At 64.1% G+C, this 24,940-nt stretch carries 27 protein-coding genes; 11 read left to right on the plus strand and 16 right to left on the minus strand.

Annotated features, from left to right (window positions below):
• Window positions 1-77: 77 nt before the first annotated feature.
• Together H7X45_RS10045 and H7X45_RS10050 are read right to left on the minus strand one after the other, a co-directional pair.
• Window positions 78-1,310: an ABC transporter permease gene (locus H7X45_RS10045; protein ID WP_187334752.1), complete on the minus strand. Its 1,233-nt coding sequence runs from the start codon at window positions 1,308-1,310 to the stop codon at window positions 78-80.
• The gene (locus H7X45_RS10050) at window positions 1,307-2,248 is read right to left on the minus strand and encodes an ABC transporter ATP-binding protein (protein WP_187334753.1); all 942 of its coding nucleotides are present in this window, start codon (window positions 2,246-2,248) and stop codon (window positions 1,307-1,309) included. Before H7X45_RS10050 ends, H7X45_RS10045 begins: the two co-directional genes overlap by 4 nt.
• A gap of 45 nt (window positions 2,249-2,293) precedes the next feature.
• Here H7X45_RS10050 and queG point away from each other — a divergent pair, with 45 nt between their 5' ends.
• The gene (gene queG / locus H7X45_RS10055) at window positions 2,294-3,472 is read left to right on the plus strand and encodes a tRNA epoxyqueuosine(34) reductase QueG (protein WP_246449427.1); all 1,179 of its coding nucleotides are present in this window, start codon (window positions 2,294-2,296) and stop codon (window positions 3,470-3,472) included.
• A gap of 104 nt (window positions 3,473-3,576) precedes the next feature.
• On the opposite strand, the gene H7X45_RS10060 is transcribed toward queG, so the two are convergent.
• Window positions 3,577-3,945, minus strand: a complete 369-nt coding sequence (locus H7X45_RS10060; RefSeq protein WP_246449428.1) for a hypothetical protein — start codon at window positions 3,943-3,945, stop codon at window positions 3,577-3,579.
• Window positions 3,942-4,637, minus strand: a complete 696-nt coding sequence (locus H7X45_RS10065; RefSeq protein WP_187334754.1) for an EI24 domain-containing protein — start codon at window positions 4,635-4,637, stop codon at window positions 3,942-3,944. Before H7X45_RS10065 ends, H7X45_RS10060 begins: the two co-directional genes overlap by 4 nt.
• Before the next feature lie 119 nt (window positions 4,638-4,756).
• Here H7X45_RS10065 and H7X45_RS10070 point away from each other — a divergent pair, with 119 nt between their 5' ends.
• Window positions 4,757-5,746: an adenosine kinase gene (locus tag H7X45_RS10070; protein ID WP_187334755.1), complete on the plus strand. Its 990-nt coding sequence runs from the start codon at window positions 4,757-4,759 to the stop codon at window positions 5,744-5,746.
• A gap of 59 nt (window positions 5,747-5,805) precedes the next feature.
• On the opposite strand, the gene H7X45_RS10075 is transcribed toward H7X45_RS10070, so the two are convergent.
• Genes H7X45_RS10075 through tsaD form a run of 3 tightly spaced genes read right to left on the minus strand, consistent with a single transcriptional unit; the run spans window position 5,806 to window position 9,441 of the window.
• Entirely contained in the window at window positions 5,806-7,335 is a 1,530-nt protein-coding gene (locus H7X45_RS10075) for an oligosaccharide flippase family protein (RefSeq protein ID WP_187334756.1), read from the minus strand.
• Window positions 7,336-7,381: 46 nt separating this feature from the next.
• On the minus strand, window positions 7,382-8,410 hold the full coding sequence (locus H7X45_RS10080) for an NAD(P)H-dependent glycerol-3-phosphate dehydrogenase (protein ID WP_187334757.1): 1,029 nt from the start codon (window positions 8,408-8,410) through the stop codon (window positions 7,382-7,384).
• A complete protein-coding gene (tsaD, locus tag H7X45_RS10085) occupies window positions 8,407-9,441 on the minus strand; it encodes a tRNA (adenosine(37)-N6)-threonylcarbamoyltransferase complex transferase subunit TsaD (protein ID WP_187334758.1) in 1,035 nt (344 codons plus the stop codon). The genes H7X45_RS10080 and tsaD overlap by 4 nt, the downstream gene beginning before the upstream one ends.
• A gap of 44 nt (window positions 9,442-9,485) precedes the next feature.
• On the opposite strand from tsaD, the gene hemC reads away from it, so the two are divergent.
• From hemC to H7X45_RS10115, 6 genes are read left to right on the plus strand one after another with little or no spacing between them, the layout of a single operon-like run.
• A complete protein-coding gene (hemC, locus tag H7X45_RS10090; protein ID WP_246449429.1) occupies window positions 9,486-10,442 on the plus strand; it encodes a hydroxymethylbilane synthase in 957 nt (318 codons plus the stop codon).
• Window positions 10,439-11,125: a uroporphyrinogen-III synthase gene (locus tag H7X45_RS10095; RefSeq protein WP_187334759.1), complete on the plus strand. Its 687-nt coding sequence runs from the start codon at window positions 10,439-10,441 to the stop codon at window positions 11,123-11,125. Before hemC ends, H7X45_RS10095 begins: the two co-directional genes overlap by 4 nt.
• A 49-nt stretch (window positions 11,126-11,174) precedes the next feature.
• Window positions 11,175-12,170 carry a hypothetical protein gene (locus tag H7X45_RS10100; protein WP_187334760.1) on the plus strand — a complete coding sequence of 332 codons (996 nt, stop codon included), beginning with the start codon at window positions 11,175-11,177 and terminating at the stop codon, window positions 12,168-12,170.
• 48 nt (window positions 12,171-12,218) lie between these two features.
• Window positions 12,219-13,181, plus strand: coding sequence for an oxygen-dependent tRNA uridine(34) hydroxylase TrhO (gene trhO, locus H7X45_RS10105; protein ID WP_187334761.1), 963 nt, complete (start codon window positions 12,219-12,221; stop codon window positions 13,179-13,181).
• Window positions 13,174-13,779 carry a glutathione S-transferase gene (locus H7X45_RS10110; protein WP_246449430.1) on the plus strand — a complete coding sequence of 202 codons (606 nt, stop codon included), beginning with the start codon at window positions 13,174-13,176 and terminating at the stop codon, window positions 13,777-13,779. Before trhO ends, H7X45_RS10110 begins: the two co-directional genes overlap by 8 nt.
• Window positions 13,772-14,875 carry a threonine aldolase family protein gene (locus H7X45_RS10115; RefSeq protein ID WP_187334763.1) on the plus strand — a complete coding sequence of 368 codons (1,104 nt, stop codon included), beginning with the start codon at window positions 13,772-13,774 and terminating at the stop codon, window positions 14,873-14,875. Before H7X45_RS10110 ends, H7X45_RS10115 begins: the two co-directional genes overlap by 8 nt.
• On the opposite strand, the gene H7X45_RS10120 is transcribed toward H7X45_RS10115, so the two are convergent.
• Genes H7X45_RS10120 through H7X45_RS10135 form a run of 4 tightly spaced genes read right to left on the minus strand, consistent with a single transcriptional unit; the run spans window position 14,856 to window position 19,792 of the window.
• The gene (locus tag H7X45_RS10120) at window positions 14,856-16,382 is read right to left on the minus strand and encodes an efflux transporter outer membrane subunit (protein ID WP_246449431.1); all 1,527 of its coding nucleotides are present in this window, start codon (window positions 16,380-16,382) and stop codon (window positions 14,856-14,858) included. The genes H7X45_RS10115 and H7X45_RS10120 overlap by 20 nt on opposite strands.
• Window positions 16,379-17,974 carry a DHA2 family efflux MFS transporter permease subunit gene (locus H7X45_RS10125; RefSeq protein ID WP_187334764.1) on the minus strand — a complete coding sequence of 532 codons (1,596 nt, stop codon included), beginning with the start codon at window positions 17,972-17,974 and terminating at the stop codon, window positions 16,379-16,381. The genes H7X45_RS10120 and H7X45_RS10125 overlap by 4 nt, the downstream gene beginning before the upstream one ends.
• Window positions 17,975-17,978: 4 nt before the next feature.
• Complete coding sequence (locus H7X45_RS10130) at window positions 17,979-19,148, minus strand: HlyD family secretion protein (RefSeq protein WP_187334765.1); 1,170 nt, start codon at window positions 19,146-19,148, stop codon at window positions 17,979-17,981.
• Complete coding sequence (locus H7X45_RS10135; protein ID WP_187334766.1) at window positions 19,145-19,792, minus strand: CerR family C-terminal domain-containing protein; 648 nt, start codon at window positions 19,790-19,792, stop codon at window positions 19,145-19,147. The genes H7X45_RS10130 and H7X45_RS10135 overlap by 4 nt, the downstream gene beginning before the upstream one ends.
• A 198-nt stretch (window positions 19,793-19,990) precedes the next feature.
• Here H7X45_RS10135 and H7X45_RS10140 point away from each other — a divergent pair, with 198 nt between their 5' ends.
• Window positions 19,991-21,676: a dipeptidyl-peptidase 3 family protein gene (locus tag H7X45_RS10140; protein ID WP_187334767.1), complete on the plus strand. Its 1,686-nt coding sequence runs from the start codon at window positions 19,991-19,993 to the stop codon at window positions 21,674-21,676.
• A 51-nt stretch (window positions 21,677-21,727) separates the two neighbouring features.
• On the opposite strand, the gene H7X45_RS10145 is transcribed toward H7X45_RS10140, so the two are convergent.
• The 3 genes from H7X45_RS10145 to H7X45_RS10155 form a co-directional block, all read right to left on the minus strand.
• Window positions 21,728-22,111 carry a tetratricopeptide repeat protein gene (locus H7X45_RS10145; protein WP_187334768.1) on the minus strand — a complete coding sequence of 128 codons (384 nt, stop codon included), beginning with the start codon at window positions 22,109-22,111 and terminating at the stop codon, window positions 21,728-21,730.
• 159 nt (window positions 22,112-22,270) lie between these two features.
• On the minus strand, window positions 22,271-22,477 hold the full coding sequence (locus H7X45_RS10150) for a hypothetical protein (RefSeq protein ID WP_187334769.1): 207 nt from the start codon (window positions 22,475-22,477) through the stop codon (window positions 22,271-22,273).
• A gap of 52 nt (window positions 22,478-22,529) precedes the next feature.
• Entirely contained in the window at window positions 22,530-22,736 is a 207-nt protein-coding gene (locus H7X45_RS10155; RefSeq protein WP_187334770.1) for a cold-shock protein, read from the minus strand.
• A gap of 243 nt (window positions 22,737-22,979) precedes the next feature.
• Between H7X45_RS10155 and H7X45_RS10160 the strand changes: the two genes are divergently transcribed.
• Window positions 22,980-23,585 carry a hypothetical protein gene (locus H7X45_RS10160; protein ID WP_187334771.1) on the plus strand — a complete coding sequence of 202 codons (606 nt, stop codon included), beginning with the start codon at window positions 22,980-22,982 and terminating at the stop codon, window positions 23,583-23,585.
• Window positions 23,586-23,599: 14 nt separating this feature from the next.
• Here H7X45_RS10160 and H7X45_RS10165 read toward each other — a convergent pair whose 3' ends face one another.
• Window positions 23,600-24,028: a GFA family protein gene (locus H7X45_RS10165; protein ID WP_187334772.1), complete on the minus strand. Its 429-nt coding sequence runs from the start codon at window positions 24,026-24,028 to the stop codon at window positions 23,600-23,602.
• 41 nt (window positions 24,029-24,069) lie between these two features.
• Here H7X45_RS10165 and H7X45_RS10170 point away from each other — a divergent pair, with 41 nt between their 5' ends.
• A complete protein-coding gene (locus tag H7X45_RS10170; protein WP_187334773.1) occupies window positions 24,070-24,504 on the plus strand; it encodes a DUF1810 domain-containing protein in 435 nt (144 codons plus the stop codon).
• A gap of 36 nt (window positions 24,505-24,540) precedes the next feature.
• On the opposite strand, the gene H7X45_RS10175 is transcribed toward H7X45_RS10170, so the two are convergent.
• Window positions 24,541-24,804 (minus strand): SWIB/MDM2 domain-containing protein, encoded by a 264-nt coding sequence (locus tag H7X45_RS10175; protein ID WP_187334774.1) that lies wholly within the window; start codon window positions 24,802-24,804, stop codon window positions 24,541-24,543.
• Window positions 24,805-24,940 lie beyond the last annotated feature (136 nt).

Genomic DNA, 24,940 nt, shown 5'->3' on the forward strand with positions numbered 1-24,940 from the left:
CCTCACATTACTGACCAAAATGTCAATAGAGTTGCGATCGGCAACTTAATCAGCACGGTAGAGAGGTGGTCCCGGGATCAGGCGGCCTTGCGCTTGCCAAACAGAGCGGCCCAAGCGCCGCCGCTTGCACCCGACTTCATCACATTGCGCCGGAACAGCATTGCGCTCATCCGCACCACGAGCAGCGCGAACGCTGCCTGTCCGATCAGCGCCACGAGATGCGGCCACAGCTCCTGCACCTGCGCGGCCCGCGCGATCATCGCGAAGGGGGAGGTGAACGGCACAACGCAGGCAATGATTTCGACCGGCTGGCCGATCTTGCTGACGGTGTAGAAGGCGAAACCGAAGACGAACATTTGCAGCATCGTCACCGGCATGGAAAGCGTCTGCACCTCGCGTACCGTGCTGGCCATCGCGCCGATGCCGAGGAACAGCGAGCCCAGGATGAGGTAGGCCATCGCGAAATAGACAATGCCCAGAACAATGAACGCCGGCCAGCCCACTGCAGGGACCGGCAGATTGGGCAAGCCCGGCCCCCAGATCTGCAACGCCGCGATACCCGCCGCGCCCCATACCGCGATGCCCACCAACGCCATCGCCAGCATGGCAAACAGCTTGCCGATGAACACCGCGTCGATCGGCACGGCGGCAGCCAGAATCTCGATGATCTTGTTCGATTTTTCCTCGACGAGGTTGGAAAGCACCATGCCCGCCAGCAGCATGACGAGAAGGAACAGCAGGAATTGTCCGGCCTGTCCGGTCAGCAGCTGCGCACGCTGCATGCCGCCCGCGCTCGACTGCACGGTATCCACCCGCAGCGACTTCAATTGCCCGCCGCCATTCTGGGTCTGGCTGATAAGAAGCGCCAGTTCCGGGCCCAGATTTTGCGCCTGATCCGCTGTCGCGGTGAGTATGGGGGCCGCGAAGCTGCCGCTCAGCACCGCAGCGAGCTTGCCCTTATCAGCGCCTTCTCCGCCGGCCTCCGCCTGATCGGATTCCTTCAGCCAGTCGGCAGCAGGGCGGCCATCGTCCGGCAGGATACGAAGTTCCGGATAGCGTCTTTCGCCCATTGCTTGGGAGAGGCTGGCGCGCGTGGCCGCAAGGGCCTGCGCCTCGCCTGCGGGCATGCTGATGCCGACCACGTCCGCGCCGATATCCTCGGCCACCGAACTGCCGAGCGAGCCGAACAGTACGCCCGCAGCCACCGGAAACAGCGGCCCCAACAGGAACATGAGGAACGCCTTGGATAGGACGACCGCGGTGAAATCCCGCCGGCCGATCACCCAGGCTGCGCGCAGTGTCTCGTTCATCGGGCAGCTCCCTCGGCCTGGCTCTGTTGCAGTTCGGCCGCCGCCGCTTCCCCGGCGATGGCAACAAAAGCGTCGTGAAGCCCCGGCCGCTCGATCGACAGTGATCGGATGCCGGCATTTCCTTCGATCAGCGCGCCGAGCAGCGGCTCGGGTCCGCCATCGGGCAGGGTGAAGTGCCACCAATGACCCTCGCGCTCTGTCCCGGCAGGCAGCGCGCTGCGCCATGGGCCGTCGGTTTCGCGCGTTTCCAGATGCACTTGCGGGCGCAGGCGATCGCGCGCCGCCTCCACGCTGCCGTCGAAGCGCACCTTGCCGCCGGCGACGATCGCGACATTCTCGCAAAGCCGTTCGGCATGGGCGATGACATGGGTGGAGAAAATGACGGTGACGCCCGCTTCCGCCTGTTCGCGGATCAGGCGCTCCAGCTTACCCTGATTGATGGCGTCGAGCCCCGAGAAGGGCTCATCCAGCACGATCAGCCGGGGCCGATGGACAATGGTGCCGAGCAGCTGCACCGTCTGCGCCATGCCCTTGCTGAGTTCCTTGATCTTCTTCTCGGCGGCATGGCCGAGGCCCGCTTCCTCCAGCAACACGCGGCCGCGCTTGCGCCCTTCGTCCAGCGGCTGATGGCGCAGCGCGCCCATGAACGCGATGGTATCGACCGCCTTCATTGACTGATAAAGCCCGCGCTCCTCGGGAAGATAGCCGACTTCGTGCGCGCGCTTCAGCGGCTTGTTGCTGCCGAGCAGCGTGCGCGTGCCCTCATCGGGATCGATAATGCCCAGAAGCATGCGCAAAAGCGTCGTCTTGCCCGCGCCATTGGGCCCCAGCATGCCGGTGATGCTGCCCTCCGGCACGTTCAGGTCCACCCCGCCCACCGCCGTGGTGTTGCCGAACCGTTTGACCAGCCCGCGGGCTTCGATTGCATTGTTCCCCATGCACCCACCCCTAGCCATTCCTCGGAATGCTGGTAGCTGGGTCCGATGAACGGGCGCAAGGCTTCGATGGAGGACAGGCTGAAAGCGCAGGCCGCGCAGGAAGGCTTTGCCGCCTGCGGCATTGCGCCCGCCCGGCTTGCCCCCGAAACCGGCGAGCGGCTGAAGGCCTGGCTCGCCGCGGGCGCGCATGGCGATATGATCTGGATGGAAGGCCGCGCCGATCAGCGCGCACAGCCGCAGACCCTGTGGCCCGAGGTGCGATCGGTGATTATGCTGGCGATGAGCTATGCGCCCGGCGACGATCTGACCGCCTATGATCCCGCCGCTAATCGGCAAGCCGCTAGCCATGGCCGCATATCGGTCTATGCGCGCGGGAAGGATTATCACGACATCGTCAAGAAGGCGCTGAAGCGGCTCGCACGCTGGTTCGTCGAGGAAACGGGCGAGCAGGTGAAGGTGTTCGTCGATACCGCACCGGTGATGGAGAAGCCGCTGGCCGAGGCGGCGGGCATCGGCTGGCAGGGCAAGCACACCAATCTTCTCAGCCGCGATCTGGGCAACTGGTTCTTCCTCGGCGCGATCTATACCACCGCCGATCTGGCCGCCGACGAACCGGGGCGCGAGCGCTGCGGCAGCTGCGATGCATGCCAGCGCGCCTGCCCCACCGATGCCTTCCCTGCGCCCTTCCGGCTCGACGCGCGGCGCTGCATCTCCTTCCTCACCATCGAGAACAAGGGGCCGATCCCGCGCGCGCTGCGCCCCGGCATCGGCAACCACATCTATGGCTGCGACGATTGCCTGGCCGCCTGCCCATGGAACAAATTCGCGAAGGCCGGGGCGGCCAACAAGGCCTTCCTGCCACGCGCCGAACTGGTCGCCCCGCCGCTCGCCGATCTGCTGGCACTCGACGATGCGGCGTTTCGCGCGGTGTTCTCCGGCTCGCCGATCAAGCGTTCGGGCCGCGACCGGATGGTGCGCAACGCGGCAATAGCGGCGGGCAATAGCGCCGATCCCGATCTGGTGACGCCGCTGCTGCCGCTGCTGGACGACGAAGCGCCCACGGTCCGCGGGGCGGCGATCTGGGCGCTGGAACAGCTTGATCCGCAGCGATTCGCGGAGGAACGCGTTTTACGGCTGGCCGGAGAGCGAGACGCAAGCGTCCGCTTCGAATGGAACGGGCGCTGTCCCATTGAGGCCGAGCCGGTGCGCGATCAGAAGATGTAATCTCTCAGGCCGTTCGGGCTGAGCGTATCGAAGCCTCGTACTTTATCGCAACCCGGTGCGGCCCTTCGACAGGCTCAGGATAAACGGAAGAGGGTACGGTCGCCCTATTTCGCCTGCAGCGCCGCCACGCAGGCCGCGCGGTCCACCGCGGCACCGTCGCGCCGACGCGCATCGACATGGGTCACGACCTCCCGGCCCTGCCGGTCCGGATAAAGATAGGCATCGAGGATGCAGGGCGCGCCAATGAATTGCAGCTTGCGGCCGACCGGCTCCACCACATCCAGCCGCGGCTTGCCGAACAGCCGGATCAATGTCGCCTCATTCGATCCCAGAACGCCCTCCAGCCCGCGCGTGTCCGTCATGTCGCTGGCAGTGCCCGGAACGCCGACGCCGGCAGAGGGCTGCCCGGAAGGCACGGCGGCACACCCCGCGCAAATCAGCGTAAGCGCCGTCAGAGCTGCGATATTTCTCATGCCGTCACCGTCCTGCCCGAGCGCGGGCCATGGATCATGTGCGCCGCCATCGCCGCCGCAATAACCGGGACGACCAGATTGAGGAAGGGGATGCCGAGGCCGACGGCCGCAATCAATCCCAGAACGAAGCGCGGCACCGGCGCAATCCGCTCCGGCGTGCTGTCCGGGGAAGCGTCATGCCGCGCGATCACCATCTCCTGAAGATCCTTGCCGATCAGGAAGGCGTTCACGATCAGGAACACCATCGGCGCGCCAACCGCGGTGATCAGCAGCGCGAAATAAAGCGGCAGCGCGATGAGGTTCCAGAGGATCGCGCGAAGCGCCGACCGGAGGCCGATCTTGAGGCCGCGCCAGGCCGATGGCGGCACCGCGCTCGCCGCACGCGCAGGGTAATATCGGCGTTCGACCGCCTCCACCACATCTTCGGCGAAGAAACCGATCACCGCGAGGGCGACCGCGCGGAACAGGACGAGCCCGCCGAAGACGACCAGCAGCAAGGCGCCGAAGGCGGCGACCAGTCCGGTCGATGCCTCGTTCCATCCGATCCGCTCCAGCAATGCCGAAAACCCGAAATACACCGCCGTGCCCAGCGCGGCGAAGATCAGCAGCGTCAGCGCCACGCTTTTGACAAGCACCGCCAAGATGGCGCGGTCACCAAGCTGGCGAATGGCGAGGGCAAGGGCGCGGAGCATCACGCCGATCCATGACCCAATGCCCTGCCCCCGGTCAATCTCCGACCGCGATCGCGCTTGCAGGCCGCGCCCGTGCGCCTTAGGCCGCCCGGCAACATTCCTTCTCCTCCGGAGCTTTCATGACCGACACCACTTACGACGTGCTCGCGATCGGCAATGCCATCGTCGACGTGCTCGCCCAGACCGACGACCAGCTCATCGCCGATGAGGGCCTTACCAAAGGCGGCATGTCCCTGATCGACGCGGACCGTGCCGTCAGCCTTTACGAGAAAATGGGCCAGGGCCAGGAAATCAGCGGCGGCGCGGCGGCCAATACGCTGGCGGGCCTTGCCATGCTAGGCGCGAAGTGCCGGTTCATCGGCCAGGTCGCAAAGGATCAGCTGGGCGAGGTCTATGCGCATGATCTGGGTGCGGTAGGCGTGGATTTCACCCATCCGCCGCGCGATGGCGACGTGCCCACGGGCCGCTGCCTGATCCTGGTTTCGCCCGATGGCGAGCGCACGATGAATACGTTCCTCGGCGCATCGCACTATCTGCCAGGCAGCGCGATCGACGAAAAGGCGATCGCCGGCGCAAAGATCGTGTTTCTGGAAGGCTATATGTGGGATCCGCCGGAGCCGCGTGCCGCAATGCGCCGGGCGCTCGAGATCGCACGCGAATCGGACACGCAGATCGCCTTCAGCACCTGCGCCGATTTCTGCGTCCACACGCACCGCAAGGATTTCCGCAAGCTGATCGATGACGGGCTGATCGACATCCTGTTCGCCAATGAAGAGGAAGCCGGCATCCTGGAGGACAGCGATCCCGAGGCAGCGATCGAAAGCCTGGGCAAGGACGTGCCGCTGCTCGTGGTGACGCGCGGACCGAACGGCGCGATCGCGGTGAAGGACGGCGAACGGTTCGAAACCAAGGCGCTGCCGACCACCGTGATCGACACCACCGGCGCGGGCGATCTGTTTGCTGCTGGCTTCCTGTCCGGGCACCTGAAGGGCGAAAGCGTGACCCGCTGCCTGGAGATGGGCGCGGTCGCGGCGGCCGAGGTGGTTTCGCATTTCGGTGCGCGTCCGGAGCAGGACCTTACCAAGCTGATGGCCGAAAAACTGGGCTGAACTGCCCGCCGCTCCGATGAGGCAACGTCGCTCCGGCAGCAGCCGGAGCGACGAGGCGCCTAATTTTGGCTCTTGCGGAGCGCCTTTTCCTCTTCGCTCTCACGCGCATCCCGCCCGCCCGCCTTGCGGAACAGCGCGCGGTCGTCATCGCCGAAGCCGAGCTTCCAGATGATCACGCCATAAACCGCCATGATCGCGGGAATGCCGAGCACCAGCTCGGTCCATTCGGGTAATAGGGAAAAGATATAGAAGGTCGGCACGGTGGCCGCCGCCGCCCATACCAGCGCCCAGCGCCATACGCCAACCGGCGCGGCCAGCAGCCGCGCAAGCAAGCGCGACTTCAGCGCCGACATCAGGCCGAGCGATATCATCAGCGCAAGAGCCGGCATCGCGCCGACATAGAGCGGCGGAAATTCCAGATGCCGCGCAAGCAGCAGAAGCCCCACACTGAGTGCCGCCTGAAACGCCAGGACGCTCAAGGAAATCACAAGATTGCGGTGGCGCGCGATGTAGACGAGCGTCGCCTCGCTCACCACGGCGGGCGCGGCGGCAACCTCTGCCATCAGAAGAAACGCAAGCGCGCCGGTGCCGCCCACGAATTCCGGGCCGATGACGCCCATCACCGCCTCGCCTGGAAGCCCCAGCGCCAGGCTGACCGCCATCTGTGCAGCAATGATCCAGAACCCCACCTGGCTTACCTGCGCGGCGATCGCTCCCTTGCGATCGTCCTTCAGATTGCGCGTGATGACGGGCCCCAGGATCGGATCAAAACTGGTCTTCAGCTTCTGCGGCAGGCTGGCGACCTGCTGCGCCACATAATAAATGCCGACCACGGCAGGCGACGCAAACAGGCCGAGGATTGCCAGATCGAGCCTTCGGCTGCCCCACTCCACACCGTCCGCCGCGGCGAGCGGAAAATTGCGGCGGCTCATCTCCAGCAGTCCGGAAAATTGTGGCTTCCAGTTCTTCGGCAAGCCGTAGCTGCGGAAGAAAGGGATCAGCGCCGTAATCAGCGCCGCGACCATCGAGATGACGTAGGAGATGACAAGCCCGTCACGCGGGAAGATGTAGTAAAGCGGGAAAGCCGCGATCGAGACCGTCCACGGCTCCACGATCGCGCGCGCCCGAACGGTCGCCTTGATATCATAGCGATAGGCGAGCGCCGCCAGCGTGATCTCCGTCACCGCAATCGCCGGGATGACGAGCGGCAGCATTCGGTCCAGCCCGCGAATCTCGCTATTGGGATACATGATCTGCGGCACGGCGATGAGGGCCGCGCCGGCTACCAGCGACACGAGGACCGCAAGCAGAATACCGTCATAGACGAGCGCACTGTGCCCATCCTCGATTTCCGACAATTGTTCGGCCAACCCGCGCCGCAGCCCCATGGTGGCGAGCTGCGCGGCAAATTCGACGATCAGGATGGCATAGGCGAAACGCCCGAGCAGCTCCGGCCCGTACATGCGCCCGGCGATGAACAGGAACGGCAGACGCGCGGCAAGGCGCAGCACGAAACCCGTGATATTGGTCCGCCCGCCCTTGGCAAGCGCTGCGATGTCACGCTCGTCGCGCGCGCTATGGCCGTCCACCGATGCCCTCCTGACCTGCCCGTCTAGCCGTCCACAGGGGGACGCGCTAGCTTTGCCTTTCAGATGGCCCGGCCGGTGCCTCCTGCGGACGCTCCGCACGAAGGGGGCGGGCCAGAAGACCGGCGATTACCTCGTCCACCCCGAAACTGCCGTCAAGAAGATGCCCCACCGCCTCGACGATCGGCATGTCGATGCCATGCTTGGCAGCCTCCCGCGCAAGCACCGGCGCGGTCGCAGCCCCCTCGGCCACCGTGCGCCGGTTGGACAACAGCTCGCTGGCCGGAATGCCTTCGCCGAGACCCTTGCCGAGCGAGAAGTTGCGCGAATTTTCGGAACTGCAGGTCAGCACCAGATCGCCAAGGCCCGAAAGACCCGAGAGCGTATCGGCACGTGCGCCGCGCGCAAGGCCGAAGCGCGTCATCTCCGCAAAACCGCGCCCGATCAGCGCGGCGCGCGCGTTCAGGCCAAGTCCGGCCCCCGCGACCACGCCGCAACCGATGGCGAGCACATTCTTCACCGCCCCGCCGATCTCCGCACCGACGAGATCGTCGGAATAATAGGGCCGGAAGGCGGGCCGGGCGATCCGTGGGGCAAGGTCGTCCCACAAAGCCTCACTCTCGCAGGCGAGCGTCACCGCTGCAGGTAGCCCGCGGGCGACTTCATGCGCGAAGGTGGGGCCGGAAAGGATCGCGATGGCACGGCCGGGCGCCGCCTCGCGTGCAACCTCGCACATCAGCTGGCCCGTTTCCGCCTCGATCCCCTTCGCGCACAGAACGAGCGGCGCGTTTCCGTCCGGCAGCGCACCGAGCACGCCGCGCAGGTGCTGCGCGGGCGCAACCACCAGAAGCGCGGGGCAATCGGCCAGATCGGCAAGATCGTTCGTCGGCAGCACGGTATCGGCGAGGGGAATGTCCGGAAGGAAGGCCGTATTGACGCGGGTGTCGCGGATCGAGCGGACCACCTCTTCCTCGCGCGCCCACAGGCGGACGGGCGCGTGGTCGCTCGCCAGCACCTGCGCCAGCGCGGTGCCCCACGCGCCCGCACCGATCACACCGGCAATGGGCCGGGCGCTCACGCCTTCACCCCAGCGCCGCGTGCGGGTGCGGCGGTCTCATCCAGCGGCCAGCGCGGGCGGGCGGCGATATCGAGCGGATCGGTCATGCCGAGCGCGAACCGCTCCGCCCCGGCCCAGCCGATCATCGCGGCATTGTCCGTGCACAGCCAGAGCGGCGGCGCCACGAAGCGCATATCGCGCGCTGCCGCCACCTCCTCCAGCATCGCGCGGACCGCGCCGTTTGCAGCGACACCGCCCGCGACGACCAAGGCAGGCAGCCGCTCGGTGTTTTTCAGGGCGAACTCCAACCGATCGCGCAGGCAGTCGACCACCGCCTGCTGGAAGGAGGCGGCGATATCCTGCGCGCTATAATTTCCGCTGTCGGAGGCGCGCAGCACCGCGCTCTTGAGGCCTGCGAAGCTGAAATGCGGTTCTTTCGATCCTGCCAGTGGCCGGGGCAGCGGAACGGCCGCGGAATCGCCGTCGCGGGCCGCCTTCTCGACCGCCGGGCCGCCGGGAAAGCCGAGACCAAGCAGTTTCGCCGTCTTGTCGAACGCCTCGCCCGCGGCATCGTCGATCGTGGTGGCCAGCCGTTCATAGCGGCCCACGCCGTTGACGCGCAGAATCTGACAATGCCCGCCCGAAACGAGCAGCAGCAGATAGGGAAAGTCGAGATTTTCATCGACCAGCCGCGGGGAAAGCGCGTGCCCTTCCAGATGGTTGACCGCGATCAGCGGCTTGCCGCTGGCAAGGGATAGCGCCTTCCCCGTCACCAGCCCGACCATCACGCCGCCGATCAGCCCCGGCCCAGCGGTTGCCGCAATGGCATCGACATCGCTCAGCGAACAGCCCGCTTCGGCGAAAACGGCTTCGACCAGCGGCGTCATCTTTTCCGCATGGGCGCGCGCAGCGATTTCCGGCACAACCCCGCCATAGGGTCGATGCCGCTCCTCCTGCCCCGCCAATTTGTGCGCCAGAATGCGGCGGTCGCCCGTCACCAGCGCCGCGGCGGTCTCGTCGCAGCTCGACTCCAGGCCCAAAATCACTGCCATCGCCCTTTTCCTTAACCGGAGAGGAGGCTAGCACAAGCCGCGATATGGCACAGACATTTTCCCCCGATCGACCGATGCGGCTCGGCACACGACGTTCGCCGCTGGCGCTGGCCCAGGCAGAAATGGTGAAGGCAGCGCTGATCGCCGCGCATGGCTGGGAGGCCGACGCGGTCGAGCTCGTCAAATTGCAGGCGAGCGGCGACAAGGTGCAGGATCGCGCGCTCGCCGAAATCGGCGGCAAGGCGCTATGGACCAAGGAACTCGACAGCTGCCTCAAAGACGGCAAAATCGACGCCGCGGTCCATTCCATGAAGGATGTGGAGACGATCCGCCCGGCAAACCTGGTGATCGCCGCCATTCTGCCGCGCGCCGACGCGCGGGACCGCCTGATCGGCGCGCCCTCGATCGAGGCACTACCCGGTCAGGCGCGGGTGGGCACGGCAAGTCCGCGCCGCGCAGCGCAGCTTCTCAGCCTCAGGCCGGATCTCAACATACAGCTCATTCGCGGCAATGTCGGCACGCGGCTCGCCAAGATCGAGGCGGGCGAGGCGGACGCCACAATGCTCGCCGCCGCCGGGCTGGACCGGCTGGGCATGGCCGACATCGGTACGCCGATCCCGGAAAGCGTGATGCTGCCCGCCCCCGCACAGGGCGCCATCGGCGTGGAGACGCTTGCCGAAAACGAGGCGGTGCGCGCGGCGCTGTCCGCCATCGACGACCAGTCCTGCCACGCCTGTGTCCGAGCCGAACGCGCATTTCTTTATGCACTGGGTGCCGACTGCCACTCGCCCGTCGCGGCGCATGCAGTGATGAAGGACGAGCGGATCCACATGCGTGCGCAGATCCTCACCACCGACGGCAGCGAGCAGGCCCATGCCGACGCGCTGTTCGCCAATGCCGACGGCCCGGCACCCGCCAGCCTGGCGCGCGATCTGCTGGGCGAAGCGAGCGAAAAGCTGGCCGCATTGTTCAGCGGCCCCGATGGCGGCGGCGCGTCATGAGCACCGATCTCGTCATCATCCGCCCCGCACCCGGCGCCGGAAAGTCCGCGCGCGCTGCGAAGCGTGAAGGTTTCACGCCCATCGTCCATTCCATGTTCGAGGCCAAACCGCTGCGCTGGGAGCCGCCCGCTCCATCGCTTTACGATGCCATCATCGCATCGAGCGCCAATGCGCTGCGCCTTGGCGGGCCGGCGCTCGCGGCGCTGCAGGACCTGCCCGTCCATGCCGTGGGCGAAGCAACCGCGTCCGCCGCCCGCGCGCTGGGTTTCACCGTGGGCGTGGTCGGCGAGAACGGCATAGAGGCACTGGCCCGCACTATCTCCACCGATTATCCGCAGCGCTTCCTGCGCCTGGCGGGCCGCAATCATATCGAGCTTGTCGAGCCGGGCATGCTGATCGACACCATGCTGGTCTATGCCGTGGACCCCGTCCCGATGCCCGCGCCGTTGAAACAGCGACTGGCCAAGGGCGACGTCACCGTCGCTCTACATTCGCCCCGGGCGGCACGCCACTTCGCCAATGAATGCGAGCGGCTGGAACTCGATCGTGGCGCCATCGCGCTCGCGGCGCTATCGGGCAATGTCGCAGAGGCGGCCGGCCAGGGTTGGCAAGCGGTGCATATTGCCGAAGCGCCGGACGATGCGCATCTGTTGTCGGCAGCGGCAGCCTTGGCTAAACCATGAGGCGAACCGTTACTTTTTATCGGCAGATGGCCGTTTTTCGGGAATTACCATGAGCGATTACGAGCCGATCAAGCGAAATTCCAACGGCAATTCGGGCCTTCGGAACGTGCTGATTGCGGTACTCATCGCCTTTGTGGGCGGCGCCATTGCGGCCGGCTGGCTGCTTACGCGTTCTGGCTTCGATTTTACGGGCGAAGAGCCCAAGCAGGCTGAAGCAGCGCCCGCCGCCAGCACCGGGGCAGACCGGCTGGCGCAGCGAATCGATGCCCAAGGCAGGGTTGCCGCGCCGAGCGAGGCGATCGCAAGCGGTGAAATGGCGGTGCCCGCCGGCGGCACCAGTCTGGACGCCGCACTGTCCCGCCGCGTCGGCGATCTTGAGGACCGGCTTTCGCGCATCAACGTGCAGGCGCAGGCCGCATCCGGCAATGCCACCCGCGCGGAGGGTCTGCTGATCGCCTTTGCGGCGCGGCGCGCGCTCGATACCGGATCGCCGCTCGGTTACATCCGTGACCAGTTGCGCATGCGTTTCGGCGATTCGCTGCCCAATGCCGTCAAGACCGTGATCGCTGCCGGGGAAGACCCCGTCACCCTTGAGCAGTTGCAGAGCGAACTGGATGATATCGGCGAACGCTTGACCGTGGGCGGCAGGGATCAGGCGTTCTGGCCATCGCTGAAACGGGAAATCAGCGAATTGTTCGTGCTGCGCCGGGAAGGCACGCCCTCGCCCGCCCCATCGCAAAGGCTGCGGCGTGCGCGGCGCTTCACCGAAGCGGGCAACATCGCGGCAGCCATTGCCGAGGTGGAAAAGCTTCCCAATCAGGAAGAAGCCGCAAACTGGCTCGACCAGGCCCGCCGCTATGCGCGGGCACGCGACGCTCTGGACCGGATCGAGAACGCAGCCATCCTGCAGCCGCGCGCGAATATCGTGATGGGCACCAGCGGTCCGGCAGGCGATATCCAGGCCATGCCCCAGCCAGGCGCGGAGCCGCAGACCGATCCTGCCCCCGCCCCCGCCCCCGCTCCTGTGGGCGAACCGCAATATTGAACCTGTGCGCCAGCCGATCTTTCGCCGGCGCAGTGCTATCCGAGATTCATGCCTGATACTTCCCCACCGCAACCGCCGATCCTGATCGCCGCGCTTTACCGCTTCGCAGCGATCGACCCGTACAAGGCACGCGACCCGCTTCACGCGCTGTGCGAACGGGAGCGCGTGAAGGGCACGCTCCTTCTGGCGAACGAGGGCATCAACGGCACCATCGCCGGAAGCGACACCGGCATCGCTGCGGTGCTGAAGGCGATCCGCGCGCTGCCCGACTGCCAAACGCTTTCGGTGAAGTTCTCACGTGCCGAAGAAATGCCCTTCCACCGCCTGAAGGTGCGGATAAAGCGCGAAATCGTGACCATGGGGCAGCCCGATATCGATCCCGCCCGGTCCGTCGGCACCTATGTGCCGCCACGCGAATGGAACGCGCTGGTGGACGATCCCGATACAATCCTGATCGACACCCGAAATGACTATGAAGTGGCGATCGGCAGCTTCCGCGGTGCCATCGATCCGCGCACGAAGAGCTTTCGCGAATTTCCCGATTGGTTCGAGGCGCATCGCGCGGAATGGGAAGCGGATGGCAGGCATCCAAAGATCGCGATGTTTTGCACCGGTGGCATCCGCTGCGAAAAGGCGACCGCTTTTGTGAAGCAGCAGGGCCTGGAGGAAGTTTACCATCTGGAGGGCGGCATCCTCGCCTATCTTGAGCAAATGGAGGCCGGGCAGAGCCGCTGGGACGGCGAGTGCTTCGTGTTCGACGAACGCGTCAGCGTCGGCCATGGGCTGGAAGTCGGCAGTCACACGCTGTGCCGCGCCTGCCGCATGCCGCTTGGCGCGCAAGACAGGGCTTCGCCGCTGTTCGTGGAGGGTGTCGCCTGCCCCGCCTGCCATGACGCGCGGACCGAGGAGCAACGGCGCAGCTATGCCGAGCGCCACCGCCAGAGCGAACTGGCGAAGAAGCGCGGCGTAGCCCATGTCGGTGCAAAACAGCCCGGAAGCGGCCGTGGCTGACCCTATCCTCTACAGCTTCCGGCGATGCCCCTACGCCATGCGCGCGCGGATGGCGCTTCATGTGAGCGGGATGGCGGCCGAGCATCGCGAGGTACGCCTGCGCGACAAGCCGGCAGAGCTGCTGGAAGCCTCACCGAAGGGCACCGTGCCGGTACTGGTGACCGGGGACGGCGAAGTGATCGACGAGAGCCTAGACATCATGCGATGGGCGCTGGGCCAGAACGATCCCGAAGGTTGGCTGAGCGGGGTCGATGACGATCTGATTGCGGACAATGACGGGCCGTTCAAACATCATCTCGACCGCTACAAATATGACACGCGCTATGACAGCGATGGGGCGCACCACCGCAGCGAAGCAGTGGCAATCCTGACCCACCTGGAGCGCCGTCTTGAAGATGGCGAATATCTATGCGGCAATCGCCGCACGCTGACGGATATCGCCATCTTTCCTTTCGTCCGGCAGTTTGCCGGGGCCGATCGCGACTGGTTCGATGCGCAGCCTTTGCCGCAGTTGCAGCTCTGGCTTGCCCGCCTGCTGGCTTCGGATCTGTTCGCGGCGATCATGGTGAAGCGCGACCCCTGGATTTCGGATGCCTGAAAACCGGGACCAGGACAGGAGCGATAAGGCTCTGGTGAAGGCCGCCTGCACCCATTTCCTGTCGCAGCACCCATCCGTTCCGGTTTCGCAGAGGTTATGTCAGCTTGCCGCCTCGCCCTACGCCGCAGAGGAGCCGGACCTATATGGCAAGGGCGGTGCGACGGCGCTGCTGGAACGGCGCGTGGCGGATATGCTGGGTAAGCCGGCCGCGCTGTTTTTCACTAAGGGCGTGACGGCGCAGCTTTGTAGCCTGCGCGTCCATATGGAGGCGGCCGGGATAAGCCGTGTGGCGCTGCACCCGCAAAGCCATCTCGATGTGGACGAGGCCGGTGCGATCCACCGTGTCGGCGGTGCCGAGGTGGTTCGGCTGGGCCGTTACCAGCCTTTTTCCCTGGCCGATCTTCAGGCGGTGGGCGAGCGGCTGGCCGCAGTAGTAATCGAGCTTCCTCTGCGTCGGTCGGGCTATCTTCTGCCGAAGATGGAAGCGTTGCAGGCGATTTCCGACTATTGCCGGGCGCGGCAGATCGCGCTGCATTTCGACGGTGCGCGTTTGTGGGAAGCCGCAGCAGCCTATGGCGTGACGTTGGAAGACCTCGCCGCGCTGTCCGACAGCGTCTATGTTTCTTTTTACAAGGGACTGGGCGGCCTTGGCGGGGCTATGCTGCTGGGCGAGAATGACCATATCGCTGCGGCGTTGCCCTGGAAGACCCGCTATGGCGGCGACCACTTCACCAGCTACCCCCAGGCAATTTCCGCACTAACCGGGCTTGACGATCATGTCGGCCGGATGGGCCATTATACTGCGCGCGCGCGCAGCTTGGCCGCGGCTCTGGACGGGTCAATCGACGCGATCGTTCATCCGAAACCTCCTCACGGCAACGCGTTCCAGCTTTTGATCGAAGGCACCCCGGCCGAGCTTACCGAACGCAATATGGCCTTCGCGCGCAGTCATGGCGTGTGGCTGTTCAATGCCTTCACCGAAGCGTCGCTGGCTGGCCGCTCGGTCGGCGAGATCGTGATCGGCGCGGCGGCGGACAACTATACCGACGATGAGGCCGTTTGCTGGCTGTCCCGGTTCACTCAGTTGGATCGGTAAAGCCAGCCGCATCGAAGCCGGCCTGCCGTTCCGCCTCCACGCCTTCCCAGCCGCCACCCAGCGCCTTGAACAAGGCGATGCTATATTGACGAAGCTGCGCGTCGCTCTGTGCGAGCTGCTCACGCGCGGACAACCACTGGGCGCGGGCCTTCAGCGCCGCGTCTTCCGAAACGAAGCCTGCGGCGTACCGCGCTTCCACCGCCTTGGCATTGGCCTGCGCATCCGCCACGCCCTGTGCCAGCACACCATTGCGGCGACGCTCGGTATCGATCTGCGCCAGCGGATCCTCCACATCGCGCAGCGCACCAAGCACGGTCTTCCGATATTGCAAATAGGCCTCGTCGCGCGCCGCCTCCCGCCCTGCGACCGCAGCCTTTCGCTGGCCGAAATCGAAGATCGGAAACTGGCCGAGCGCGCTGCCCGTCAGCTGCAGGCTGTCCGTGCTGATCAGCGATGACAGCGCCGTGGAGATCAGCTGGACCATGCCGGTGAGGCTGAATTTGGGATAAAGGTCTGCCACCGCCACGCCAATATCCGCAGTGCTTGCCGCCAGATTGCGCTCGGCAGCGCGGATGTCCGGGCGGCGGCGCAGCAGATCGGATGGCAGGCCCGGCGGCACGATCGGCGCGGTCACCAAGGGCGCATCGAATTGCGCCAGTTCGCCATCGAGCGCACCGGGTTGATCGCCCAGTAACAGGGCTATCGCGTGGCGGCGCACCGCCATGTCCGCCCGGATCGGCTCGATCCGCGCCTGATCCGCCGTCAGTTGCTGGCGCGCATTGATGGCCTCGATCGCCGGGATCAGGCCGACCTCTGCGTTGTGCGCGGCAATATCGACGACGCGCTGCTGCGCGGCGATTTCGGTCTGGATGACGTCCATCTGCTGCTGATCGAACCGTAGGGCGAAATAGGCCTGCGCTATCTCGCCGGCCAGCATGACTTCGGCATCGCGCGCATTCCAGATCGCCGCTTCGGTGCGCGCGATGGCCGCTTCGGTACCGCGCTTGGCGCCGCCGAACAGATCGAGCTCCCAATTGGCATCGAAGCCAGCCGCATAGGTGGTGATGCCGCCGCCCGGCAGGGCCACACCGTTGGTCGCACCGCCGCCGGCTCCGCCCGAACCGGTCGACCCGCCGCCACCGAAGGCCCGCGCCAGATTGGCAAAGCCTGCGTTCTTGCTGAGCTCCAGCTGGCTCACGCTGGCCTGCGCATCGAGCGAGGGAAGGCCCTTGGCCCGCGCCGCAATCTCCTGCAACCGCGCCTGCCGCACCCGCGCAGCGGCGATGGCGATGTCCGGATTGCCCTCAACCGCCCGGGCGATCAGCGACGTCAGTTCCGGGTCCTTGTAATAGGTCCACCAGCGCGCCGGATCGATCGCATCACCGCTTGGCGCGGGGCCGGTGAAAGCGGGCGGCAGCTGCGTCTCCGGCGCATTGTAATTCGGCCCGACGGTGCAGGCCGACAGCATCACACTGGCAAGGAGAACTGATTTACCAAAATATTTCAATGTCCTGCTCCTGCCGGTGCGGATTCGCCATCAGACTTGCGCATGAGGAAGACGAGCGGAGAAACCACGAAGACGATCACCATCAGGAAGTGGAAGACGTCGATGAAACCCAGCATCGCCGCCTGCCGCTGCACCTGCTGATAGAGGATGGCGAGCGCCGCCAGGTCCTGCCCTCCCGTCAAGCCTTGGGCCTGCGCCATCCACTGGTTGTAGTTGGGATCGAGCGGGTTGAGGTGCTGCACCATCTCCGCCTGGTGGACCTGCATCGAATTGGCGAGCTTGGTCTGGGCGAGCGAAATGCCGATCGAACCGCCGAGATTCCGGCAGACATTGAGCAGGCTGGATGCCTGTGCGGTCTGGGTCTGTTTCAGCCCGACATAGGCGACCGCGTTGATCGGCACGAACAGGAAGGGCAGCGCTATCGACTGATAGAGGCGCGCGATGGCCGCATCGGTGAAGCTCATGTCCGTGTTCAGCTGCCCCATATTCCACAGCGCGGCCCCTTGGACCAACAGCGCGGGAAACAGCAGCCAGCGGACGTCCACCTTGTCGCTCAACTTTCCGGCAAACGGCACCGCGATCAGGGTTGCGAAGCCACCGAAGGTGAGCGCCAAGCCAGCATCGAGCGAACTGTAACCCATCACCTGCTGCAACATCTGCGGGATCAGCTGGGTGGTGCCGAACAGGATGACGCCCGTTACCGTCATGATCAGTAGCGTCATCGAGAAGTTCCGGTTCTTCATGAGCCGCAGGTTCACGACCGGATCGTCATGATTGAGCTCCCAGAGAACTAGTGCGATCAGCGATACTGCCGCAATCGAGGCCGTGACGATGATGAGGTTGCTGGAAAACCAGTCCTCCCGCAGCCCGGAATCCAGCGTGTATTCTAGGAACCCCAGGCCAAGCACGACCAGCGCCACGCCGATATAATCGATGCGAAGGCCGTCCTTGAAGCGCGCCTTGCGGTCTTTCTCCACCTGTTCAGGTTCGGCGACAAAGGCCTGTACCAGAAACACCGCCAGGATTCCGACTGGCACGTTGATCAGGAACACCCAGTGCCAGCTGGCATATTCAACGATGTAGCCGCCCAGTGTCGGCCCCAGCACCGGTCCGACCACGACCACGATGGCAAAGGCGGCAAAGGCCATCCCGCGCTTTTCCGGCGGAAAGGTATCCGCAAGAATTGACTGTTCCACTGGTGCCAGCCCGCCGCCGCCTATTCCCTGCAGCACGCGCGCGATGATCAATGTCGTCAGGTTCGGGGCAAGCCCGCAAAGCAGGCTCGCCGCCGTAAACAGAATGATCGAGAGCGTGAAATAACGCTTTCGCCCGATCGCATCGCTCAGCCAGCCGGACAGCGGGATGATGATGGCGTTGGCGACCAGATAGCTTGTCAGAACCCAGGTCACCTGATCGGTGGTGACCGAAAGGCTGCCGCCGATATGATCGAGCGCGACATTGGCGATGGCGGTGTCCAGCACCTCCATAAATGTCGGAATCGAGATAATCGCGACGATCAGCCACGGGCTGTAAGGCCCCGCCGCGGAGCGCGATGGCGTCCATTGGTTGCCGGATGCAGCGGCACTTGCCACGGGATCAGCGCACCTTGACGGTGGGGACGGCCGACATGCCGGGGCCAATCGGATATTTGCGTGGATCGGGGCCGTTTTTGACATCGAACACGATGCGCACGGGCACGCGTTGTACCACCTTCACGAAATTTCCCGTCGCGTTCTGCGGAGGCAGAATAGCAAAAGCTTGGCCCGCGCCCTGCTGGAAGCTGGCGACATAGCCTTTGAATTCGACATTCGGAAAGGCGTCGATCTTGATGCTGACCGGCTGGCCCACGCGCATGGTTTCCAGCTGGGTTTCCTTGAAATTGGCGGTGATCCACATGTCTTCGGGCACCAGCGCCATCAGCTGCGATCCGGGTGCGACATAGGAGCCGACATTCACCTGCCGGTTCACCACCTGCCCGGCAATAGGGGCCTTGATCTGCAGGTTCGCGATATTCGTCTGGGAAGCCTTGGCCGATGCCTGCCGGGCGGCGATCGCGGCCTCGGCAACATCGGCTTGTTTGCGCGCTACGGTGACGGCGGCGTCCGCGCTTTCGATCTGGCTGCGCGCGGCCGCAGCCTGCGCCTGCGTGCTGCGCACTTCTTTGCGCGCCTCGTCCAGCTGCTGGCCCGAAACGGCATTGGGGTCGAGCTTCGCGAGGGTCAGATAACGCTGTAGATCCTGCTTCGCCTTCAGCGCGGCGGCCAGCGGGACGCGCGCTTCGGAAGCGGCCTGTTGCCGCTGCGCCTGAGCGGAGGAAATCTGGGCAAGTTGTTGGCGATATTGCTCGCGCGCCTGCTGGATATTGGCTTCCGCCTCGTCCAGCTTGTCGACCTGTCCGGATGGTTCGATCACCGCCAGCAGCGTTCCCGCCTTCACATGCTGGTTATCGAGATTGGCCACCTTGGTAAGGGTGCCAGCTTCCTGCGCGGCCAACCGCACGATATGCGCATCGACGAAGGCGTCATCGGTGGATTCATACTGGCGCGCATGAAGATAATAGAGCGTACCGCCGATCGCGATTGCGGCGACGACGATTACCAGAATGATCCAGAAAACTGGCTTTTTGAAAAGAGACTTTTTCTGCTTTCCGGTGGCTTCTTCGGTACCGGCACCTTCCGTCCCTGTGGCGCCATCCTGTTCGCCCGCTTCATGGGCCGGCTTCGCATCATCCGCGTCTTCCGAGCGCGAGTCTTCGCCGTCGTTCATTGCATTTCCTTCGGGAGAGGCCGAGCCTTGTTTGCAAGGTTGTTCAGCATGGCGTCCACTTGGTCGGCGAGCACATGCTGGATTTCCAGGCGTGTCGCTTCGTCATAACTTCCCAGGCGCAGCTTGCGCAGCAGCAGTGCGCGCGAAGATCGGGGGCTCATAGCCTGACCCGAAAGAGCGGAAACGACGATCGCCGCCACGCGCTCATCGACACCAGTGGCAATGCAGACGAGCCGCATCATGCAGGCGAACATGCCCTGCATGAAACCATCGTAGATATGATCGAAGGCTGCCGTGGGGTTCATCTGTTCGCGCAGGATGAAACGCGTATGGTCGGCCGTATCCTCAGCCGTCATCTTCTGGGAAAGCGAGCGGAATATATCCTGCAAGGCGTCGCGCGCACCGTCCCGATCGTCATCCTCAACCGCTGCGGCGGCACTGAGATGACGCTCCATTCCCTCACGCAGTTGCTCGGCAATGCGATCCGCGGCAGCGAGATATAAACCTTCCTTGCCGCCATAATGATAGGTGATAGCCGACATAGCGCTGTCCGCCTCACGGGCAATTTGCCGCGTACTTGCGCCTTGCAGACCATGGTGGCCGAAGACGCTTATGGCGACATCTAGCAGACGGTTTGTGATCATGCGCGCGAATTAGTTCGATCGATCGAATGACGCAAGGGATCATTTTCATTTAGGGCGCTGTCGATAAGAATGATTGAGCAGGATCGTCGGGAGCCTGCGCAATATCAGCGCTCCACCGCGGGGGTGGTGAAAGGTGACAGGGCAAGCCGTCGGCGTTACGTGACTGGAAGGTTCCCAATTTTCGGAGGATGTCGCCCGATGCGCCTCGCCTTTCTTTCCCTGCTGCTTGCAACCACCGCCTGCGTGCAGACCACGCCGGCTCCAGAGTCTTTGGCGTCTGAATCTTTAGCGCAGGCCCCTGCCGGAAGTGGTTACGATCTTGCCGGCCAATATGCCAAGCTCGCGCGGATCGACATGGCCCCGGACACGGCCTTTCTGAATCAGGAGCAGCGCGATGTCGTGAACCTGTTGATCCAGGCATCGGATCTGATGAGCGAAATATACCTTCGCCAGCGCAGTCCCGCCAATCCGGACATTCGGGCCGCCATCGCCGCAAGCGATAGGCCGGATCGTGATCTGCTGCTGAAAATGTTCGACCGCAATTTCGGCCCCTGGGACTCGATCGAGGAATTGCATCCCTTCTTCGGCGGTGCGGCCATGCCGGAGGGCGCGGGCTTCTATCCCTCGGATATGACGCGCGCCGAGTTCGACGCCTATATCGCGGCGCATCCCGATCAGAAGGCTGCCCTCACCAGCCCTTATACGGTGGTGCGGCGTGATGGCGATGCGTTGAAGGCCGTCCCCTATTCGGTTGAATATGCGCAGTGGCTGCAACCGGCCGCGCGCCTGTTGCAGCAGGCAGCCGCGCGCACCAGCAATCCCAGACTGAAGAAGTTCCTCTCGCTGCGCGCCAAGGCCTTTCTCGACGACGACTATTATGAGAGCGAGCTGGCCTGGATGGACCTGACAGGCACGCCGATCGAGGTCGCGATTGGGCCGTACGAAGTCTACACCGATGGATTATACGGTACGAAGACCGCGTTCGAGAGCTTCGTCACGTTGAAAAACCCGGAAGAATCCGCCGCGCTGGATAAATACAAACATTATCTGCGCGACATGGAAGCCATTCTGCCGATCCCGGACAGCGACAAGAATTTCCAGCGTGGGTTCGAGAGCCCCATTGCGGTGGCCGAACAGGTGCATGGCGGCGGCGATAATGTTCCGGGCGTGCAGACCATCGCGTTCAACCTACCCAATGACGAGCGGGTTCGCGAGGCGAAGGGCGCAAAGAAGGTGATCCTGTCGAACGTCCTTGGCGCGAAATATGATCGCATCCTGAAGCCCATGGCACCTCTGGTGCTGGAGCCGGATCAGGCAGCGCTCGTCGCCAAGAAATATATGCAGCTGCATACGCTGTTTCACGAATTGTCGCACAGCCTGGGGCCGGGCACGATCACGCTGAACGGTCAGCAAACCACCGTCAGCGAACAGTTACGCGATCAATATTCCGCACTGGAGGAGTCCAAGGCCGATGTGATGGGAATCTGGAACATCCTGTTGATGATGCAAAAGGGTGAACTGCCGATCGCGGAGAAACCGCAGCTATTCGCCAGCTATCTCACCGGCATCTTCCGCTCGATGCGGTTCGGAACGCAGGAGGCCCACGGCAAGGGCGCCGCGCTGCAATATGGGTATCTTCTGAATAAAGGCGCGTTTCGATGGGATGCTGCGGCCGACCGCTACGTCATCGACGATGCAAAGATGGAAAGCGGCCTGCGCGATCTTCTGCATGATGAGCTGATGTTGCAGGCGCGCGGCGATTATGACGGCACCAAGGCCTTCTTCGCCAAATGGGCAAAACTGGATGACCATGCCGAGCGGGTGATTGCCAGCATGCGCGACATCCCTGTCGATATCGAACCGGTCTATCCCGACCGGATTTGAAGTCCGATCAAAGCGGGGAGGCTGGCGTATCGGCCTCCCCCATGACTTCCGTCAGTTACCGGCGACCTGCATGGTCTGCCGACCGTTCAGGCGGTCCAACGCATAGATGGCCGCGCGGCGGCTATCGACGACACGTCCGTCCGCAAGCACCAGATCGAAATGCTCCTGCAACTCCACGGCGCGGCGCAATGTGGCGCGTGCCTCTTCCATCCGGCCCATTCGGGCATAAGCATTGCCCAGGTTGATGAGCCGCGCAGGATCATTCGGAAGCTCGGCCGAAGAGCTTTCCAGTTGCCGGATGGCTTCTTCGTTTCGGCCGGTTTGCATGGCTGCGAACCCCAGCTGACCTTGATCATAATTGATTTCTTGCGGCGCCTCGACCGACGCTGTGGCCTGCGGTGCGGTTGCCGCGGCAAGCAGAAAGGAAAGCAGCATTGCGAGTCTCCCGAAACATTTATGACACTAAAGTGACATAAATGCGAGAAGGCTGCAACGCTGTTGTAACATTCCTGTCATTTCATCGTAGCAAGCCAAGCCGTTGCATCAGGCCTGCCGCAGTGAAACCGGAGCAGCCAATGGGCGACGTGTCAGCATCTACGATGGCGCGATATTCCGCCGCTCTTCTGCTTCCGCCTCGCGCTGTTTACGCTCGGTAGCAGTGCGTTCAGCGCGCGCAGCCATCTGCCGCCAGGCCTTTTCGCTACGCAAGGCGCGCGAGCGGACATTGTCCAAGGCGGTCTGTGCGGCAATGGCCGCGTCAGCCTCGGCCCGTTCGAGGAAGAATTTCGCTTCTTTTTGCATAGTCTGCTTTCCGATCGGGCCGAGGTTCAAGATTTCAGGGTAGATCTTGCGATCAGGCCTCCTGAAGGTTCACGGCAGACTTCTTGCCATTGCGGCCCTGCTCGATTTCATAGCTGAGACGCTGTTCCTTCTGCAGGGTGTGCATGCCGGCGGCCTGCACGGCGGTGATGTGGACGAAGCTGTCTTCGCCGCCATCTTCGGGGGCGATGAAGCCATAGCCCTTGTCTTCGTTGAAGAATTTTACGGTGCCGATAGGCATAAGCGTTTCCTTTCTCACAGAAACAAAGTGTGACGCGCGCCGCGAACGCCGCGACGCGTGGTTCGCCGGAAGTCGATTCTGGAGGGAAAGCAGAGAAAGGCCGCCACCGCAGCGGCTGGCCAAGACACCAAGTTCCGTCGATAGGCGACGATAGCTGGGTGTAATGTAGCAACGAAAGCAGCGCTTGGGAAGCGGTGCGCGTTCTGCCATGCTCTTGCACCGAACAGGAGGGGAATAAAAAACATGCGCTATTCGATATTGATGATCGCAACTGCCGCTTTGTTGCCATTGGCAGCCTGCTCCGAAGGAAATCCTTCGGAAGAGACCGCTGCAGCAACGCCGGCGTCTGCCTTCATGGCGGGGCTGCGCGATAAATGCGGACGGGCTTTCCGGGGCACAGAAGCGGCCGGCGGCAACGAACAGATGCAGGGCAAGGAGCTTATCCTTGCCATCGCGCCCTGCGAACCGGGCGGGGAGGTCAAAATGGCCGTGCACGTCAATGTCGGCCCGCTCCAGGTGAGCCGTGAGGAAGAAGTGTGGGATCGATCGCGCACGATCACCCTGTCCGATGGCGATTCTGGGCTGACTGCAAAGCTGGGCCAGCGCAATGAGGACGGCAGCGCCGGGCCTATCGACGGCACGACCACCACCGCAGCCGCCGGTGGCAGCGACACCCGCCAGAATTTCAGCGTGCCGGGCGCCGAGCAACCGCTGAAGATCGAGCTGGGAACGGACGCGATCACGCTAAACGTTCCGGACATCGGCCAAACACAGGGCTACAGCGCGCCGTTCCAGACAAGCGACCGCGTCGCCATGCCGCCTGAAGCCTGGGGCGACGCAGTAGGCTAAGACAACCGGGGCGCTCAGGAGCGCCCCGGCTCCTCACCCGCATTTTTGGGCAGATCGCCGAACCGGTCCATCCAGCTAAGCCGGTCCGCCCAATAGATATGATAGACATCGGATAGGTCGCTGAGACCTTCGATCAGACCGATCCGCAGGCGCAGCTGCCCCGGTTTCGCGGTCCGGCGGCTGTAGACCGCCGCGCCGCAGCCGCTGCAGAAAGCGCGCATCTTTCCCGGTGAGCTTTCGAACTCGCGCAAAGTCCCGCGCGCAATCCAGCGCAGCTGTGCCTCCGCCACCGGAACGGCGACATTGAACGCGCTGCCGGTTGCGCGGCGGCACATCGAACAGTGGCACAGTGCAGCCTCATCGAGCGGGCCGGAGACGTCATAGCGCACGCCCCCGCACAGGCAGGAGGCTGGGTAGACGGTGCTGTCGGGATCGTTGCTCACAGCAGACCATTAGGCTGGCAAGGGCACTGTAGGAAAGGCTTTTGGACGATCGCTACAATCTCAGCCGTTTCGTTGCAGCGCAACGCGGCATCTTCGAACAGGCCCTCGCCGAGCTTCAGGCCGGGTCGAAACGGAGCCACTGGATGTGGTTCCTGTTCCCCCAGATCGCCGGTCTCGGCAGCAGCGAAACCGCAAAGGCATTCGCCCTGTCCGGTATCGCGGAGGCCGCGGCCTATCTGGACCACCCAGTGCTGGGTCCGCGGCTCGAAGCGGCGACCGAGGCGATGTTGGCCCATGCCGGCAATCTCAGCGCCGAGGCGATTCTGGGCGGCATCGACGCGCTGAAATTCCGCAGCTCGATGACGCTATTCGAACGTGCTGCCAAAGGCGACGCCACCCGCCGCTTCGCTACGGCACTCGATGCGTTCTACGATGGCGAACGGGACGAGCGAACGCTCACCCTGCTCGGTCTTTGAAGACGGCAGGCATTGCAGCCCGCCGCCCGAAAGTTCTTACTTGATGTGCTTGGAGATGGCCGAGGTCATCTTGAACATCGAAATCCGCTCATTGCCGATCACCTTGCCGAGCATTGCATCAGGCTCGATCTGGCGCTTGTCGTCTTTCGCCTGCAGATCATGCTTTTTGATATATTCCCACACGCGGCTGGTGACCGAGGCGCGCGTCAGCGGGCCTGCTCCGGTGATAGCCGCAAGCTCGGGCGTTACCGTCACCTCGCGCTGGAGCGCATTGGATTTTCCGGGTTTACTGTCAGCCATGCTGCGCTTTCCTTCTTTCAACTGTTTGCGGGGCACCGCGCCGGATGGCGGGCTATCCCCCTCCGCCGGGCGGAGGTGAGGGGGAGCGTTGCCAGCTTTGGCCCGAAAATCAAGGGCGCTGGCGGTCTGCCGACCG

Source organism: Novosphingopyxis iocasae, from assembly GCF_014334095.1.
Taxonomy (GTDB): Bacteria; Pseudomonadota; Alphaproteobacteria; order Sphingomonadales; family Sphingomonadaceae; genus Novosphingopyxis; species Novosphingopyxis iocasae.